The following is a 15,102-nucleotide window of genomic DNA, read 5'->3' on the forward strand; positions in this document are numbered from 1 at the left end:
CCGACCCGCTGGCGGGGTCGCGGCCGATCGGCCGCGGTTAAATGCCAACAGGATATCGAGCCGCTGCCGGTTGCTGGCCTGACTTTCGTCACGACCGAGTCGAAAGTTCTTCGGCTCGACCTTGCCGTCGGAGGCTGGGTGCTTGCCGAGGCATCTGCGGCAGCTGCCGTCGGCCACCTGTGAGATAGTGGCTTGCAGGCAATCGGTATCCATCCGGCTTTTACAGCTCGACATATTGCATGTCAGTCAGCTGCTTCAGCGCGATCGGCGGGTGGTGCACGTCGGTCACGAATGCATCGCCCATCTCACGGCGAAGCGCCTTCACGTCATATCGCTGACGCTCAGCCGCACCCACCGCGGCCAGCAGGTCGAGGGCGATCTGCCCCTCGTTCTTCGCCAGCTCAATCACGGGGATCGCCTGGTTAAAGCTCTGCAGTCGATGCTTGTGGTTCTCGAACGTGCCGGCCTTCTCCGCCCACGTCGCACCGGGCAGCATCACGTCCACCTTCTCGTACAACCCGCTCGGCAGCGTGTCGATCAGGACGTTGTAGCGATCACCACTGGTCAACGCCTCGACGAATTCCGGCGTCGTCCAGTCGCTGGGGTAGTTGCCGGTGATCAGCGTCGCGGCGATCTTGCCAGTCTTGAGTTGCTTGAGCAGATCGTCGTACTCGATGACGTTGTCCGAAAGTTGGCCCAAGGCTCGGCGGACACCGCGAGCGTTCGGGGCTTTCTCCGCGAGCACGGTGTAGCCGCCGGGGAAGGTCTTGTCCTGGCCCTTCGTGGGCACGGGGCCGACGGCGAGCGTCGCCTGCGGATCGACCGCCAGCGCCAGCTTGCCCAGCAGGTACGCTTCTTCGCAAGGCAGCATCGGGCTGACCATGACGGCCAACGAGCCTTCGCCCTTGTCTTTGACGATCTGCTGATACTTTTCGATGACCTGCTTGTACGCCTGGTTCCAGTCGCATTCTTCGTGCGTCCCCTGGACCTTGTGCGTGGGCGAGCGGAAGCGGTCTTCGTGGTTGATGAACTTGTAGCCGAAGCGGATTTCGTCGCTGATCCACCACGTGTTCACGTCCATGTTCGTGCGTGGCTTGATGCGATAGACCTTGCCTTCGAACTTGTTGTATTCGATGGAGATGTTGTCGCCGCTGGCGGTGATGCCGTCGATGCTGGCGGCCTTCTCCAGGTTCCACACGCGCATGGACATGAGGAAATCTTTGTCGAGCAGAGCGCCGACGGGGCAGAGGTCGACGACGTTGCCGGACAGCTCGTTTTCGAGCGGGTTGCCGGGGAAGACGTCGATCTGTTCGTTGTTGCCTCTGCCGAACACGCCGATTTCGTTCGTGCCGGTGACTTCGCGGGTGAAGCGGACGCAGCGGGTGCACATGATGCAGCGGTCGGCGTAGAGCAGCACGTGCGTGCCGAGGTTTTTCTTCGGCTGTTTGATTTTGGTTTCGTCGAATCGGCTCTTGGCCCGACCGTACTTGTAGCTGTAGTCCTGAAGCGAGCACTCGCCGGCCTGATCGCAGACGGGGCAGTCCAGCGGGTGGTTGATCAGCAGGTACTCCATCACCGCCTTCTGGTTGGCGACGGACTTGGGGCTGGACAGGTGGACTTCCATGCCGTCGGCCGCGGGGGTCTGGCAGGTGGGCACGAGCTTGGGGACCAGCTCTACCTTGTTGTCATTGCGCGGGTTAGGCTGCGAGATCTCCGCAAGGCATATGCGGCAGCTCGCCACCACCGAGAGGCCGGGGTGGTAGCAGTAGTGAGGGATTTCGACGCCATTGTCCAGGGCGACCTGGAGGATGGACTTCTTGCCTTCGAATTCGTATGTCTGGCCGTCAATGCTGAGCTTAGGCATGGCGGAATGCTTCCAAAGCGGATCGTTGTAATCAGAGGGAAATCGTAAGGTGAACGGGGGCGGGCGTCCAATGAGGGGGTGGTTGGGTTTCTGGTTTGTGGTTTCTCGTTTCTGGTTTAGGGAAGCGGATCTCCAAGCCGAGCCCTGAGCGAGTCCGCGAGCGAAGGGCCAGGTCGGGCGGAATTGCAAATCGCTGATTTCTAATTGCTGATTGCATCGGCGAGGCTCCCCCAGATTAGCGATCCGCAATCAGCAATTAGCAATCCTCCCCCTTACGCCCGACTTTGCATGATCTCGCCGCAATGTGCCGATAACGGGAAACGTGTCTCGTGACCCGGACCATCCTGTGGAACGTCTGTTCGCCGCCCTGCCGGGGTGGATGTTTCTGCTGGGAGCGTTGTCGCTGATGGCGATGACGCTGATCACGCCGCCCTGGTTGCACGGCCGCGACCTGGCGTGGAAGCAGGAACTGATGCACGCCCAACTGGATCGGCTGACACGTCAGCAGGATCGCTACAAGCAGTTTCACGCCTCGCTGGTGGCGGACGATCCGATCCTGCTCGAACGGCTGGCGTTCACACAGCTTCGGCTGAAGCCGACCGATCGCGAGCTGCTCGATCCGATGGGCGGGCGATCGGTCGCCGGCGTCCCGCTGGGCCACGGCGAAGCCGGCGGCGCGACGATCGAGGCCTGGCTGGCCGAGCCGATGCCGGTGGTCGGCGTGGACGTGCCGGCCCGGACGCCGATCGAGACACGGCTGACCCGACTGACGCAGGGCCGCAATCGGCTGGGCCTGCTGGCGGCGGCATTGCTCTGCCTGCTCGGAGCGCTGTGGTACGGGCCCGCGTCGACCGGCCGCAGGTCACGCGACTGAAGCCAACGGGCGTGCTTCGAGATGTTTCGTGACTACCGATAAAAACTTTCGTGTCAATTGTGTCAATTTCCCTAATCCTTCCGCGACGTCAGGCCGATGGACCGTTAAAAGTTGTTTGACCACCCCAGGTCCATGGTGCTGGAGTCATTGAATGGAAAGCCAACAAGTCGGTCGGTTTCTGGTCGAACGCGGTGTATTGACGCAGACGCAGCTTCAGCAGGCGAACCGCCGCAGCGGACTGGACCGCCGGCCGATCTGGCAGCACGCCGCCGAGTTGAACAATCTCACCGAATCCGAGGTCTGGAACCAGTGCGCCGCCGAGTTGGTTCGGCAGTGCCCGCACGGAAACCTGTTCCGCGAACGACGCGAAGACAACTGCATGGCAGTACTGTCCGCCCGCGATGCGTGGGAGAACCTGGTACTGCCGCTGCGGGTCGAAGACGGTCAGATGGTCTGTGCTACAACGGAAGAGACACTGGCCCAGGCGCTACCGCTGATGATGCGGGCCAGCGACCTGCCCTGCCGGTTCATCCTGGTGGCGGTGCACTCGATCGAGCAGTTCATCGCTGAGCTGTACCACTACGAGGGCATCGAAGTCGAAGACTGACCCCTCGCCACGCGAAGGCGGCATGGCCGGCCCGAGCCAATCAAAAAAAGACGGGGCCTGCCGCCGCAAGCCCCGCCCGATGCCACAACCCGTCGCCGGGTCACGGAGACTGCCCCCTCGCCTGGCTTTCTCCCTCCGGTCCCAGTCCGCGATTCCTTTCGCGAAGCATTCCGCCGAACCACTCCCCTGCCGCCCCGGCCCCAACCTCACGGCCCGTCGGCTGCTGTCGGGAGCTACTTTGCAAAAACCGTGCCACATCTCCAGCAACCCGCGATCGCTGATTTTGATGCGATCAACGCCTACGCGATAAGCGTTGCGGCACCTATATGCCTGCAAGTAGGGCAACGATGGTGAAGGGGGTGGCGGGGGTCGCGAAAAATGCAAGTCGGCTTAACGACAACGCTGAACCGTCGCCGTCAATGCACCTGAACAGTGCCGACGGCCACTTCGCCGCTGGTCGGGTCGACCGTGAGCGTGACGGAGCGGTTGTCCACGGAGAGGGTGATCGGCAGCGGCGTGTCGTCGGCCTGCTGGATCTGGCCGAAGCGTCCGAAGCGGAGCACGGGTTCGCCGTCGATGGTGGAGCTTTCGATGGCGGAGCTGTCGACGGTGACGCCGACGAGGTGCTTCGCCTGGCCGACGCCGAAGCGTACTTTGTAGGGGCGGTGGTCGATCGGGTGGCCGATCGGCTCGTCGGTGTCGTGTGCGTAGGCGAGTTGGTAGCCCTTGCCTTCATCAATAAAGACCACGACGGTCGGCTGGTCGGCCCGGGTGATCGAAGCGACGCGGGCGTGGTCGATGTCGGCGGCGAGCACACGTGCAGCGGCGGCGAGCCGACTGTTGGCCGTGCCGCCGAGCATCGGCACCGCGAGTGCTGCGACGATCGCAACGGTCGTCACCACCATGATCAGTTCGATCATCGTGTAGCCGGGGCCGACGGTACGGAGGCGGGTATGCGGGCGTGTGTCTGTCATCCTCGCCTTCATCGGCCGATCGTCACCGCGACTTCGCAGCAGAGGGCGACAGATCACGCCGACTGTTGCATCCGTGACGGTTGTAGCGATTGCGTCGGCAAACCATCATCCCAAACACCCTGACACACAAGGGTGCGTTAACCCCACCCCCCTGCACGGACGATGCAACGGGTGATGATCGCCGATCACACGTCGGCGTCGTCATGGGGAGAACGTATGCCCGACCCGTCCGCGAATGCGAATCATGCCCACCGCGCCGCGCCGCCGGCCTTGCGCCGTCGTTGTCGACGTATGGCAGGCTTTACGCTCACCGAGGCATTGCTCGCATCGACCGTGCTCGCATTCGCAGTGGCGGCGCTGATGCAGGCGATCGTCGCCGGCCAGATGCAGACCTACCACGCGTTGCACGAAACCCGCGCTACCGCCCTCAACGAAGCGCTGCTCGACGAACTGCTCAGCGTGCCCTACTCCGAATTGCCTTCATGGGACGGCTTCAGTCAGTCGGCCGGTGAAATTCAGGACACGCACGGCAACCCGCACGCCGACGCATACCAACGCTTCGAACAAAACGTCGAAGTCAGCGCGGAAGGCTCGATCACACTGCCCGGCATGGGAACAGTGGTTGGCCGAAGCATCACCATCACCGTCAGCGACGATCGCGAAGGTGAGTGGCGCGTGCAACGGTTCGTCTTCAACCCCGCCGCGGCCGGCCCCGGCGACGAGATGGAGGAGATCGACCCGTGATAGCCAACCGTCATCGTGGCATGACACTCATCGAGCTGATCCTGGCGGTGGCCATCACCGCCGTGGTTGGCATGGCGGTGGTCGCCATGCTCAGCGCGGTCGACTACGGCACGAACTCCAGCCGTGACCTGCGCGAGCTGGTTGTTCGCAGCAAGACGCTCACCGAGCGTATCAACGACCTCGTCCACCAGGCCGACGAGGTGCTCGCCGTCGGCGAAGACTACATCGTGCTCTGGGTTCGTGACGTTGAAAACCTCGACGGCGACACCGTCTACCGCCACGAGTTGCGTCACCTGGCCCATGATTCAAACACCAACGAGCTGCACCTATACATCGCCGCGGACACCAGCCCGAACACGACCTACGACGCAACTGCCGACTTCAGCAACCTGCTCGCCACCGAACAATCCAGACGGCTGGCACGCGGCGTGGCGAGTTGGCAGGTCGAGCTCGATCCGGCCGAACCGGCCGACGCCCGGCTGGTGACATATCGGCTTGCCCTGACCGTCGGCGGCCTGCAGGAGTCCATCATCAGCTCCGCCGCGCTGCGCAACCGCTAACTTTCCGGAACGCCCCGCTATGCACCACGCCACCACAACCCGATCAGCCCGACCGTCGCCCGCCACACACCAGCGCGGCGTCGCGTTGATGCTGGTGGTGGTCGCGCTGGCGATGGCGACCATGCTCGCCGTGCCGTTCCTCATCGCGCAGGGCACGTCCGCCGCGGTGGGCAAGAACATCAGCGACCACCACCGCGCCCGCGCGATCGCCGAGTCGGGCATCGAAATGGGGCTGGCGTACATCCATCAGCATTCAGACTGGCGTAACGCCCAGACGCCCGGCGTCTGGCTGGCCGAGATGCCATACGCCAACGGCACCATTCACATTCACGTACAAAACGAAGATGACGACGCGTCGCCCGACGCGCTCGGCGATGTGGTCATTCTCATCAGCACCGGGCGATACAACAGCACAAGCCACACCGCCCGCGCCCGCGTGCAAGGCCAACCCCCCTCACCCGGCGGCTCGCCGTTCACAATGCCCTACGGCATCGCGCTGAAACAAACCTTCAACCTCGTCGGCAATGCCGAGGTCAACGCCATGGACTCCCGCGTTGACAGCTTTAGCCCGCATGTGAGTGCGGACCAAGCCGCGACACACGACGCCCTCGTCGCCACCAACAGTAGCGGCCAAGGCCATGTCCAGCTCACCGGCAGCGCAACGCTATACGGCAACGTGCACGTCGGCCCCGGCGAACATGTCAACCCCGACCAGGTCGTCAACGTCACCGGCAACACCAACGTGTTCCGCGTGGGAACCAAAGAAAAACTCGAACAGGCGATGGAGATTCCTGACATCACCATGCCGCCGAACATGCCGCCTTCCCAAGGCGATTACGTCATCAACAACTGGGCCGGCACGGAACAAACCATGACCGCCGGCACATACCGGTACGATGATTTCGAGATCGGCGGCGACTCAACGCTCTACATCGAAGGCGACGTCACCATCATCGCCGACGGCACGTTCAAAGCAGGCAACTCCGGCCGCATCTTTCTCAAGGAAGGCGCACGCCTGAACATCTACACCGAACGCCTCTACGTCGACGGCAACGCACGCATCAAGCACACCAACCACTACGACCCCACCGCCATCACCGTCTTCCAGACCGGCAGCGACTCGGTCTGGATGCGCGGCTCCGCCGAGGTCGCCGCGGGCATCGTCGCCCCCAACGCCGGCCTCGACATGCGCGGCAACACACGACTGTTCGGCGGCTTCTACGGCGACAGCGTCCAGATCCACGGAAGCTCACGACTGACGCAGGACATCGCCCTATACGAAACCAGCCAGACAGGCGGCGGCCCTGGCACCGGCGGTTCAGGCGGCAACTATCGCGTCCGCTGGCTCAGCACAACCCACCACCACTGAAGTCACCCCACCCCCATCCCCATCCCAAAGCCGAGCCCCGAGCGAGTCCGCGAGCGAAGGGCCGGATCTTCGGAATTGCTAATTTCTGATTGCTGATTGCTAATCGCTGATCGCATCGGCGTGGGGCCCCAATTAGCGATCAGCAATTAGAAATTAGAAATCAGACCCCCTTGCCCCCCACGGCAAATGCGGTAACACTGCGCACCATGTTCGTCTACGCCGGTATTGATGAAGCGGGCTATGGCCCCCTGTTTGGACCGCTGCTCGTCGGCCGAGCGGTGTTCGTGCTGCCGGACCATCCCACCCCGAACGAGCCGCCTGCGTTGTGGCAAACGCTCGCGAAAGTCGTCTGCCGTAAGCCCAACGACAAACGAAGACGCATCGCTGTCAACGACTCGAAAAAGCTCACCACCCCCGCCGCCGGCCTCCGCCATCTCGAAACCGGCTGCCTCGCGTTCGCCGGCGCAGCGGGCCATGCACCAGCCACGCTCGACAACTGGCTGGCCTGCCTCGGCGAGCGATGTCACGAAACGCTCGACCACTTGCCGTGGTATGCACCCTGCAACGATCGGCCGTGGAACGCGATACCGACCTGTGTCGACGCGGGCGAGCTAGCCATTGCGCGCAACATGCTGACCGCCGGCTGCAAACATGCGGGCGTCACGGTCGCCGACGTCGGTGCTGCCGTCGTGCTCGAAGATCGCTTCAACAAAATGGTCGCCGCCACGCGATCCAAAGCCGCCACCAGCTTCACCTTCGTCGCCAACCATCTGCAACACATCTGGCAAACGCATGGCCAACACGCGCCCTTCGTCGCCGTCGATCGGCAAGGCGGCCGAACGCATTACCGCGAACTGCTGGCGATCAACTTCCCCGACACCGCCATGACCGTGCTCGAAGAAACGCCCCGCCGCTCGGCCTACCGCCTCCAAACCGGCGACCGGAGCATGACCGTCACCTTTGAGGTCGACGCGGAACAGGCCCACATGCCCGTCGCCCTCGCATCAATGATCAGCAAGTACACCCGCGAGTTGCTCATGACCCGCTTCAACGCTTACTTCACCAGCCACCTGCCCGACGTCGCCCCCACCGCCGGCTACGCCACGGACGCCAAACGCTTCTACCGCGACATCGAACCTGCGCTCGCCACACTCGGCATCACCCGCGAAATGCTCTGCCGCCAGGCGTGATGCTCATCCCCGAAAATGTTTAGCCCCCGCGCCCACGCGGGGGTACTGGGACGAGGAGGCGCGGGCGTGCCCCGCCGTGGGCGGCGGGGCTAAACGTTCCCGTTCACAGGCAGCCGCTCATACTTCCAGCAGCACCTTCACCACATCCGACCGCCGCGCGGTCCGCAGCGCGTCTGCACCATCGCTGAGGCGCATCCGCCGACTGATCAGGCTCACCACATCGATCTGCTGCGCACTGAGCGCAGCGAGTGCATCGGGAAACGGCCCGCATCGACTGCCCACCACGTTCACTTCGTTGATCACCAACGGCGAAAGGTCGATCTGCTTCCCGTCCACCTGCGGCGCAACGGTCGTCTTCAACACGATCGTCCCGCGCGGGCGCACCATCTGCATCGCCATCGGCAGGCCGGTCGCCGAGGCAGTGCAGTCCACGACAATGTCCTGATCCTGTCGCAAACCCACTTCGCTGACCAGCCGATGCTTCACGCCCCACTTTTCGCAAAGCTGCAACTTTTCAGGATGCTTGCCGAGGCAGCGCACCGTCGCGTTGAGTTGGCTGAGCACCTGGGCGCACAGCAGGCCCAGCCGACCATCGCCGAGCACGGTGATGTAAGGCCTGCCTTCGACCGTCAACTGTCTTACGATCTGGTACGCCGCCGCCAGCGGCTCGGTAAACACCGCCTGGTCGTCGTCGACGTGTTCGGGCACTTCCAGCAGATTGCGAGCCGGCAACACGAACTGCTCAGCAAAGCAGCCGTCGCGGCCGGCGATGCCGAGCACCGTGCGATCCCGGCAATGTTCCTTGAGGCCTTTGCGACACATATCGCAGCGCCCGCAGGTGCAGTTGATCGTGCCCACCACGCGCTTGCCCACCCACTGCCGAACCTCCCGCCCGGCCTTGGGCGCGACCGACTCGACCACGCCGACGAACTCATGCCCCAACACGCCGGTGAAGCCCATGTAGCCGCGGCAGATCTCCAGATCTGTCGAGCAGATGCCCAGGCGCGTCGGACGAATCACCACCTCGCCGCTCGTCGGCTCGGGGTGGGGGCGGTTGGTGACGAACTTCGGCTGCTTGCCGTCGAAAGTAATGGCTTGCACGCGTTGGGGTTCCTGGGCAGGGCTGCTGCGGCGGGGTTGATAAACGATACCTATCGTTACTGTCGGCTGTTCCGGGGCATGGCCTTTGATCGCAACCGTGCATCGGCCGTCGCCGCCGCGCCCGGGCCTGCCTGCTCCGGTACACTGGAGCCATGACCGAACTGCCCATCGCCGACGCATCGCCGCTGCCGCGGCCGATCCAGCACGTGCTGATCCTGGCCAACAAGGGCAAGCCGCTGGTAACCCAGGCGCTGCGCGAGTTCCGCCCCTGGCTGGACGAGCGCGTCAACATCGCCGCCGAGGTCGACACGGACAAGCTCCAGCCAAGCGATGCGCAAGACCTGCCCGAAGCGGACCTGGCCATCGTGCTCGGCGGCGATGGCACGTTTCTCTCGCAGGCCCGCGCGTTCATCAATCGCGACATGCCGCTGCTCGGCGTCAACTTCGGCAAGCTCGGCTTCCTCGCTGAGTTCACCATCGAAGACCTCAAGCACCACTGGCCCGAGATCGCCGACGGCAGCTGCCGGATGAGTCGGCGAATGATGATCGACGTGTTCGTCTACCCCGAAGGCGCACCGGAATGGGGCGGCAACGGCGCGACCATGCCCGCCCCGTCTTTTTACGCCATCGCCATGAACGACGCCGTCATTACCGCCGGCCCGCCTTACCGCATGATCGAACTCGAACTCGCCATCGAGCCCCGACACGCCGGCACGAGCGCCACCACCTTCACCGGCGACGGCGTCATCGTCTCCACCCCATCCGGCTCGACGGCTTATAACATCGCCGCCGGCGGCCCCATCGTCTCACCAGGCATCGACGGCCTCTGTCTCACCGCCATCTGCCCCCACACCCTCGCCTTCCGCCCCATCGTCTTCAACGCCAACTGCGAAACTTGGCTCGCCCTGCGACGCGCCAACGCGGGCACATCCCTCGTCATCGACGGCCAGGTCTCCGCCCACCTCGAAGCCGGGCAGCAGATCCTCGTCAAAAAACATCCCCGCGCCCTGCAACTCGTTCACAACCCCGACATCAACTACTGGAAGATGCTCGCCCACAAAATGCACTGGGCAGCCCGGCCGCGGTCGGTCTGATAGCAATCACTGATTCCTAATCGCTGATTGCTGATTGACAACGTGAGGTCATCGCGCAAATACCAATCAGCGATCAGAAATCAGCAATCAAAACCCTTCCTGCACCACCACCATCCGCTCGTCCGCATCCATCGGCACATGAACGGTCATCTCCACCGACCGCCCTTCGCCAAGCTCAGCCGTAATGCGATGCGTCCCGGCAAACACCCGCGTTCGCGCGTTGCCCAACTCATCGGTGTGCAGTGTTTCATCCGTCCACCACAACTCACTGAACAGTCGGTCCACCAGTTGCCCCCCGTGCGTCAGTTCGCCGTCCGCATCAAACAGCTCGGCGTAAGGCGTGCCCACCTCCTCGGCCGACATGTCGCCGAACCAGATACCGCCCACGTTCTCATCCGCGAACAGCAGCCGCAACAGGGTTTCCAGATTCATCGCCGCCGCCGCGTCACTCACCCCACCGACCTCCAGCCCCACGAGCACCACCTGCACATCCAGTTCGCTCAACCACGACAGCGCCCGCTCCACCGGCGCTTGCGCGAGCGTGCCGCGAACGCGCTGCTCGATCGCCACAACGTCCACCGGCACGAAGCTGTGCCGCCAGTCGGTGATCGCCCGCACCAGTTCCTGCAAGCGGTCGCCGACGAGTCGATCGTGCACGCGTACGCCCAGCTTGAGGTTCGGGCTGTCCGCGCGGGCCTGTTCATACAACCCGCGCAGCGCTGGCAAGCCGAACCGCCGTTCGATCAGGTCATGATCGAGGGCATGGGTGTAAAGGTCGAGCTGATCAACCTGCCAGCCGTAGCGTTGCACTATCTGTCGCGCGTGTGCTTCGATGGCAAGCCGTTGATCGTCGGCCGCCACATCCGAAAGCCAGTCCGGGTTGCGCGCCATGTCCGCCGCGATGCCGCCGCCCCACCGCACGAACATCCCGCGCTGGCGTGCTTCTTGAATGACCTTCGCCAATGCATCGCGGTCGGCCTCGTCATAAGCGGACCAGCCGGTCACGCCGTCGATCGCGATTGCATTAAAAACCCGCCACAGCGGCGCGTCGGCGTTGTACGCGCTCGGCCACGTCGTGTCGCGCAGCGTGAAGCCGACCGGAAAGTCATGCCGCACCTGCTCGACGCGCACCGGTGCGTCGACCACCGCTCGATCGTTTGCATCGAGCACGACGACACGCAGGTCCGTCTGCCGTGCGTCCGCGATGCGCTGCTCGCTGCGTCGCACCCACTCGCCGTCGAGCACCTGTGCCGTAGCCGGCGTCGCGACAAGCCATGCAACAACGATCCACATCCAGCGCACGCGAGTCATATTGCTTTCCTTGGTTCAAATCGGTCGACGACACACAGCCCGTCGGCCGCTTCAATGCAATCGTCAAACCAGTTCCTGCAACGCGCGGTCCAGCGTCGGCACGGCGACGAGTTGCGTGCCGCTCGGCGGTTTGATGTCCGTCGGCGGGCAATAGATCAGGTTGAACCCAAGCCGAGCCGCTTCGTGTATGCGCTGATCGAGTCGTTGGACGTGACGCAGTTCACCGCCGAGGCCGATCTCGCCGATCGCCGCCACGCCGCCACCGAGTTGCCGGTTGTGATGCGCCCCGGCGATCGCGAGCGCAACGCCCAGGTCAGCTGCCGGCTCGACCACACGCATACCGCCGACGCTTGAGGCGAACACGTCCTGGTCCGCCAGCCGCAGGCCCGCCCGTTTTTCCAGCACAGCGATCAGCATCGCCAGCCGGTTCGAGTCCAGCCCGCTGACCTTCCGCTTCGCGGCGCCGAGCACACCGGTGGCGGTCAGCGCCTGCACCTCGACGAGCAGGCATCGCGAGCCCTGCATCAGCGGGCACACTGCCGAGCCCGGCCGCGACTGATATTCCGCCGCCGCGACACCCGCGCCGTCTTTCACTTCGCGCAGGCCGTCTTCGCCCATCTCGAACAGGCCGACTTCCAATGTCGTGCCAAAGCGGTTTTTCGTGGCGCGGATGACGCGATGGCTGTGATAACGATCGCCCTCGAAATAGAGCACCGTGTCGACCATGTGTTCGAGCAGGCGCGGGCCGGCCACCGTGCCCTGCTTCGTAACGTGGCCGACAAGCAGCATGGCTGTGCCGCTCGCCTTGGCATAGTAGACCAGTTCGAGACAGCACGAACGCAGTTGCGTCACGCTACCGGGGGCGGCGGGAAGATCACCCTTGTAGATCATCTGGATCGAGTCGATGACCATGACGTCGGGCTTGACCTGCCGTGCCTGCTCGACGATGCGAGCGAGGTTCGTGTCGGCGAGCACGTAGAGGTTGTCGCCGTGATCGCGGAGTGCGCCGAGGCGTTGGGCTCGTACGCGAAGCTGCTGGCCGGACTCTTCGCTGGTGACATAGAGCACGCGCTTGCCGGTGCGGGCCAGCTCATGCGCAGCTTGCAGCAGCAGTGTCGACTTGCCGATGCCGGGATCGCCGCCAAGCAGTACGGCACTGCCAGGCACGAGCCCGCCCCCGGCCCCGTTCGGGTCGCTACTGGCGGTCATAGCACCACCGGTGGAGGCGATACTGCCGCCGAGCACGCGGTCGAACTCAAAAATATTTGTGCTGATGCGAGCCCCGGCGATGTCGTCGGCCACCTCGTGCAGCGGCACTGCCTTGGGCGCATTGACACTGTCGCTCTCACCCGCGACGCCACGCTGCGTGTCCCGTTTCGAGCCAACCGAGGCGGTGCGGTACTCTTCGAGCGTGTTCCACTGGCCGCAGTCCGGGCACTTACCCAACCACCGGGCATGCACGCCGCCACACGATCGACAGATGAATTGGACGCTGCTGCGGGCCATAGACCGTAAGCATAGCAGCCAGCGGCGCGGGGTTCCTGTCGATTGATTACGCTGATGGGATGGCTCGGCCACAAACGCGAAAACCCGGTTGGCGGCGGTCGCATCTCATCGCGCTGGTCATCAGCGTCATGCTGTCGCTGACGCTCGTGCTGCCGGGCGTGTACTGGTTCGGGCCTGATGTGCATCGGTGGATGATGCTCCGCGACCTGTCGGCCGACGATCTCGAACGACGCGAGCGGGCACTGAACTTCGTGTTTCGACGCGCTGCCGACGACGAGCGGGTCCGCCACGGGGCGGTGCGCGAGCTGGAGCAGATGACGGACGAGGACCACTTTCAGGCGCTTGTGCGGGCGCTGGATCTGGCAGGCGTGTGGCGGCGGCCGACGGTGACGGACGAGCCGTGGCTGCGGTGGTTGAAGTCGATCGCGGAACTGCCCGAGCCGACGTCACGGCTGCGCGCGGCGCAACGACTGACGGCGCTGGCGGACATGGCCGATGACGAACGTCTCGCCGAACTGCTCGAAACACTGGTGAACGATGACGATGCAAACGTGCGTTACAACGCCCTCGCAGCCACGGCGGAACTGGCCGGCGCGACAAGCTCCGCGGAGGCTCGGCTGCCTTACGAATCGCTTATCGTCGGGCGGACGCATGATGGTGAGCCTGCGATCGCGCGCGAGGCGTGGCTGCTGGTGGGGTTGCTAGACCCGGTGTTCGGCCGATCGGCAAACTGGCGTGACGCCCAGCCGAGCGTTGCCGAAGCGATGGTGTGGGCATCGGTCCAGACGAACCCGGATCGTCCGCTGGTCGCAGCCGAAGCCATGAACGACGTCGACGTGCCGGCGCGCGTACGGCGGGCGGCGGCGTATGCGCTGGCGTTTGCGGAAGCCGACGCCGCGGCCGAGGCGCTGCTGCCGATGATCGAGACAGCGGTGGCGGGCGAGCAGGTGGACGGCGTCGTGCTGTGGCGGGCCGTGCGGGGTGTGCCGACGACCGAACAGGCCATGGCGCTGCTGGCGGAACTGGCCACGCAACGACGAGAGTCGGGCAAGGCGGACCGCATCGAACTGGCGGCGCTGCATCGCGGCGCGACGAAGTCATTACATACAAGCGATGGGGATGACCAGGCCAACGCATTGCGCGAGTTGGCGGTGCTGGAGCATCATTGGCTTACGGGCACATCGCCTGACGCGATGCCCGACGCGCCACCGGCGGGCGATATGGTTCGACTGCTACGTGTGGCGACCGCGGCCGAGCCGAACATGAGCGACCTGCGCCCGTTGCTTCGGCATGGCGAAGCGAGGCTACGCGACCTGGCGTGCGTTGTCGCAGTCGAACGATTCGATAACGACGTGCTCGATGCAACGATCGCTGAGCTGCTGGTGGACTATCACGACGGCGCGAAAATCAGCGGAGCCATGCTCGCGGGCATGACGGGTTTACAATTAGAGTTGCTGCGCGAGCGGGCGAGTCGGCAGTCGAACTGGGCGGTCGGGCAGATGATGCGACTGGGGTTGTGGATGCAAGGTGCAGAGCCGACGCTCGACGGCCGAGCGTCGCGGTTGCTCGCTCGGCGTGAGCTGCCGAAGTCGAGCATGCTGCTGGCGCTGCTGCATCGCGATCCCGCAGCCGCGTGGGACGAACTGCTCGCGCCGCAGGGTGAGCCCACGATCGACCTGGTGCAGCTCTTCGATCATTATCGTTGGTGGTACATCGCCCGACGAAGCCTGCCCGACGACGCGCCGCCGCTGTGGTGGTGGGCCGACCGGCCGTTGCAGCAGATGCAGGTGGATGTGCTGCGTAGCTGGTACTTGTTGCACCGCCACACGCTTCGCAGCCCAGCGCACGAAGCGGCCCGCTTCACACCGTGAACCTTCGCCCTACACTGTGGCGACGAGATCATCGACC

13 protein-coding genes are annotated in these 15,102 nt (G+C 64.3%); 8 read left to right on the top strand and 5 right to left on the bottom strand.

Annotation, left to right across the window (positions count from 1 at the left end; genetic code table 11):
- Positions 1 to 220: 220 nt before the first annotated feature.
- Complete coding sequence (locus tag ACERK3_08455) at positions 221 to 1,864, bottom strand: molybdopterin-dependent oxidoreductase (GenBank protein ID MFA9478325.1); 1,644 nt, start codon at positions 1,862 to 1,864, stop codon at positions 221 to 223.
- Positions 1,865 to 2,186: 322 nt separating this feature from the next.
- Between ACERK3_08455 and ACERK3_08460 the strand changes: the two genes are divergently transcribed.
- Entirely contained in the window at positions 2,187 to 2,738 is a 552-nt protein-coding gene (locus ACERK3_08460; protein ID MFA9478326.1) for a hypothetical protein, read from the top strand.
- Positions 2,739 to 2,889: 151 nt separating this feature from the next.
- Positions 2,890 to 3,345 (top strand): hypothetical protein, encoded by a 456-nt coding sequence (locus tag ACERK3_08465; protein MFA9478327.1) that lies wholly within the window; start codon positions 2,890 to 2,892, stop codon positions 3,343 to 3,345.
- Between the two features lie 416 nt (positions 3,346 to 3,761).
- On the opposite strand, the gene ACERK3_08470 is transcribed toward ACERK3_08465, so the two are convergent.
- Positions 3,762 to 4,319, bottom strand: a complete 558-nt coding sequence (locus tag ACERK3_08470; GenBank protein MFA9478328.1) for a Tfp pilus assembly protein FimT/FimU — start codon at positions 4,317 to 4,319, stop codon at positions 3,762 to 3,764.
- 216 nt (positions 4,320 to 4,535) lie between these two features.
- Between ACERK3_08470 and ACERK3_08475 the strand changes: the two genes are divergently transcribed.
- From ACERK3_08475 to ACERK3_08490, 4 genes are all read left to right on the top strand, one after another.
- Positions 4,536 to 5,063: a hypothetical protein gene (locus ACERK3_08475; GenBank protein ID MFA9478329.1), complete on the top strand. Its 528-nt coding sequence runs from the start codon at positions 4,536 to 4,538 to the stop codon at positions 5,061 to 5,063.
- Positions 5,060 to 5,623: a type II secretion system protein J gene (locus tag ACERK3_08480; GenBank protein MFA9478330.1), complete on the top strand. Its 564-nt coding sequence runs from the start codon at positions 5,060 to 5,062 to the stop codon at positions 5,621 to 5,623. The genes ACERK3_08475 and ACERK3_08480 overlap by 4 nt, the downstream gene beginning before the upstream one ends.
- Positions 5,624 to 5,642: 19 nt before the next feature.
- Positions 5,643 to 6,992, top strand: coding sequence for a hypothetical protein (locus ACERK3_08485; GenBank protein MFA9478331.1), 1,350 nt, complete (start codon positions 5,643 to 5,645; stop codon positions 6,990 to 6,992).
- Between the two features lie 170 nt (positions 6,993 to 7,162).
- The gene (locus ACERK3_08490) at positions 7,163 to 8,182 is read left to right on the top strand and encodes a hypothetical protein (GenBank protein MFA9478332.1); all 1,020 of its coding nucleotides are present in this window, start codon (positions 7,163 to 7,165) and stop codon (positions 8,180 to 8,182) included.
- Positions 8,183 to 8,299: 117 nt separating this feature from the next.
- On the opposite strand, the gene ACERK3_08495 is transcribed toward ACERK3_08490, so the two are convergent.
- On the bottom strand, positions 8,300 to 9,283 hold the full coding sequence (locus ACERK3_08495) for an alcohol dehydrogenase catalytic domain-containing protein (protein ID MFA9478333.1): 984 nt from the start codon (positions 9,281 to 9,283) through the stop codon (positions 8,300 to 8,302).
- A gap of 152 nt (positions 9,284 to 9,435) precedes the next feature.
- Here ACERK3_08495 and ACERK3_08500 point away from each other — a divergent pair, with 152 nt between their 5' ends.
- Positions 9,436 to 10,377, top strand: a complete 942-nt coding sequence (locus ACERK3_08500; protein MFA9478334.1) for an NAD(+)/NADH kinase — start codon at positions 9,436 to 9,438, stop codon at positions 10,375 to 10,377.
- An 87-nt stretch (positions 10,378 to 10,464) separates the two neighbouring features.
- Here the strand turns inward: ACERK3_08500 and ACERK3_08505 are convergent, their stop codons facing one another.
- Complete coding sequence (locus tag ACERK3_08505) at positions 10,465 to 11,688, bottom strand: endo-1,4-beta-xylanase (GenBank protein MFA9478335.1); 1,224 nt, start codon at positions 11,686 to 11,688, stop codon at positions 10,465 to 10,467.
- Between the two features lie 63 nt (positions 11,689 to 11,751).
- A complete protein-coding gene (gene radA / locus ACERK3_08510) occupies positions 11,752 to 13,194 on the bottom strand; it encodes a DNA repair protein RadA (protein MFA9478336.1) in 1,443 nt (480 codons plus the stop codon).
- Between the two features lie 59 nt (positions 13,195 to 13,253).
- Here radA and ACERK3_08515 point away from each other — a divergent pair, with 59 nt between their 5' ends.
- Positions 13,254 to 15,065, top strand: a complete 1,812-nt coding sequence (locus tag ACERK3_08515; protein ID MFA9478337.1) for a hypothetical protein — start codon at positions 13,254 to 13,256, stop codon at positions 15,063 to 15,065.
- The last annotated feature ends 37 nt before the right edge of the window (positions 15,066 to 15,102 follow it).

The organism is Phycisphaerales bacterium AB-hyl4, from assembly GCA_041821185.1.
In the GTDB taxonomy this organism is placed as follows: Bacteria; Planctomycetota; Phycisphaerae; order Phycisphaerales; family Phycisphaeraceae; genus Natronomicrosphaera; species Natronomicrosphaera hydrolytica.

Excerpts from the sequence above, each read along its gene's own strand:
- ACERK3_08455 (MFA9478325.1), bottom strand. The coding sequence starts at position 1,864 with ATGCCTAAGCTCAGCATTGACGGCCAGACATACGAATTCGAAGGCAAG.
- ACERK3_08465 (MFA9478327.1), top strand. The coding sequence starts at position 2,890 with ATGGAAAGCCAACAAGTCGGTCGGTTTCTGGTCGAACGCGGTGTATTG.
- ACERK3_08470 (MFA9478328.1), bottom strand. The coding sequence starts at position 4,319 with ATGACAGACACACGCCCGCATACCCGCCTCCGTACCGTCGGCCCCGGC.
- ACERK3_08475 (MFA9478329.1), top strand. The coding sequence starts at position 4,536 with ATGCCCGACCCGTCCGCGAATGCGAATCATGCCCACCGCGCCGCGCCG.
- ACERK3_08485 (MFA9478331.1), top strand. The coding sequence starts at position 5,643 with ATGCACCACGCCACCACAACCCGATCAGCCCGACCGTCGCCCGCCACA.
- ACERK3_08500 (MFA9478334.1), top strand. The coding sequence starts at position 9,436 with ATGACCGAACTGCCCATCGCCGACGCATCGCCGCTGCCGCGGCCGATC.
- ACERK3_08505 (MFA9478335.1), bottom strand. The coding sequence starts at position 11,688 with ATGACTCGCGTGCGCTGGATGTGGATCGTTGTTGCATGGCTTGTCGCG.
- radA (MFA9478336.1), bottom strand. The coding sequence starts at position 13,194 with ATGGCCCGCAGCAGCGTCCAATTCATCTGTCGATCGTGTGGCGGCGTG.
- ACERK3_08515 (MFA9478337.1), top strand. The coding sequence starts at position 13,254 with ATGGCTCGGCCACAAACGCGAAAACCCGGTTGGCGGCGGTCGCATCTC.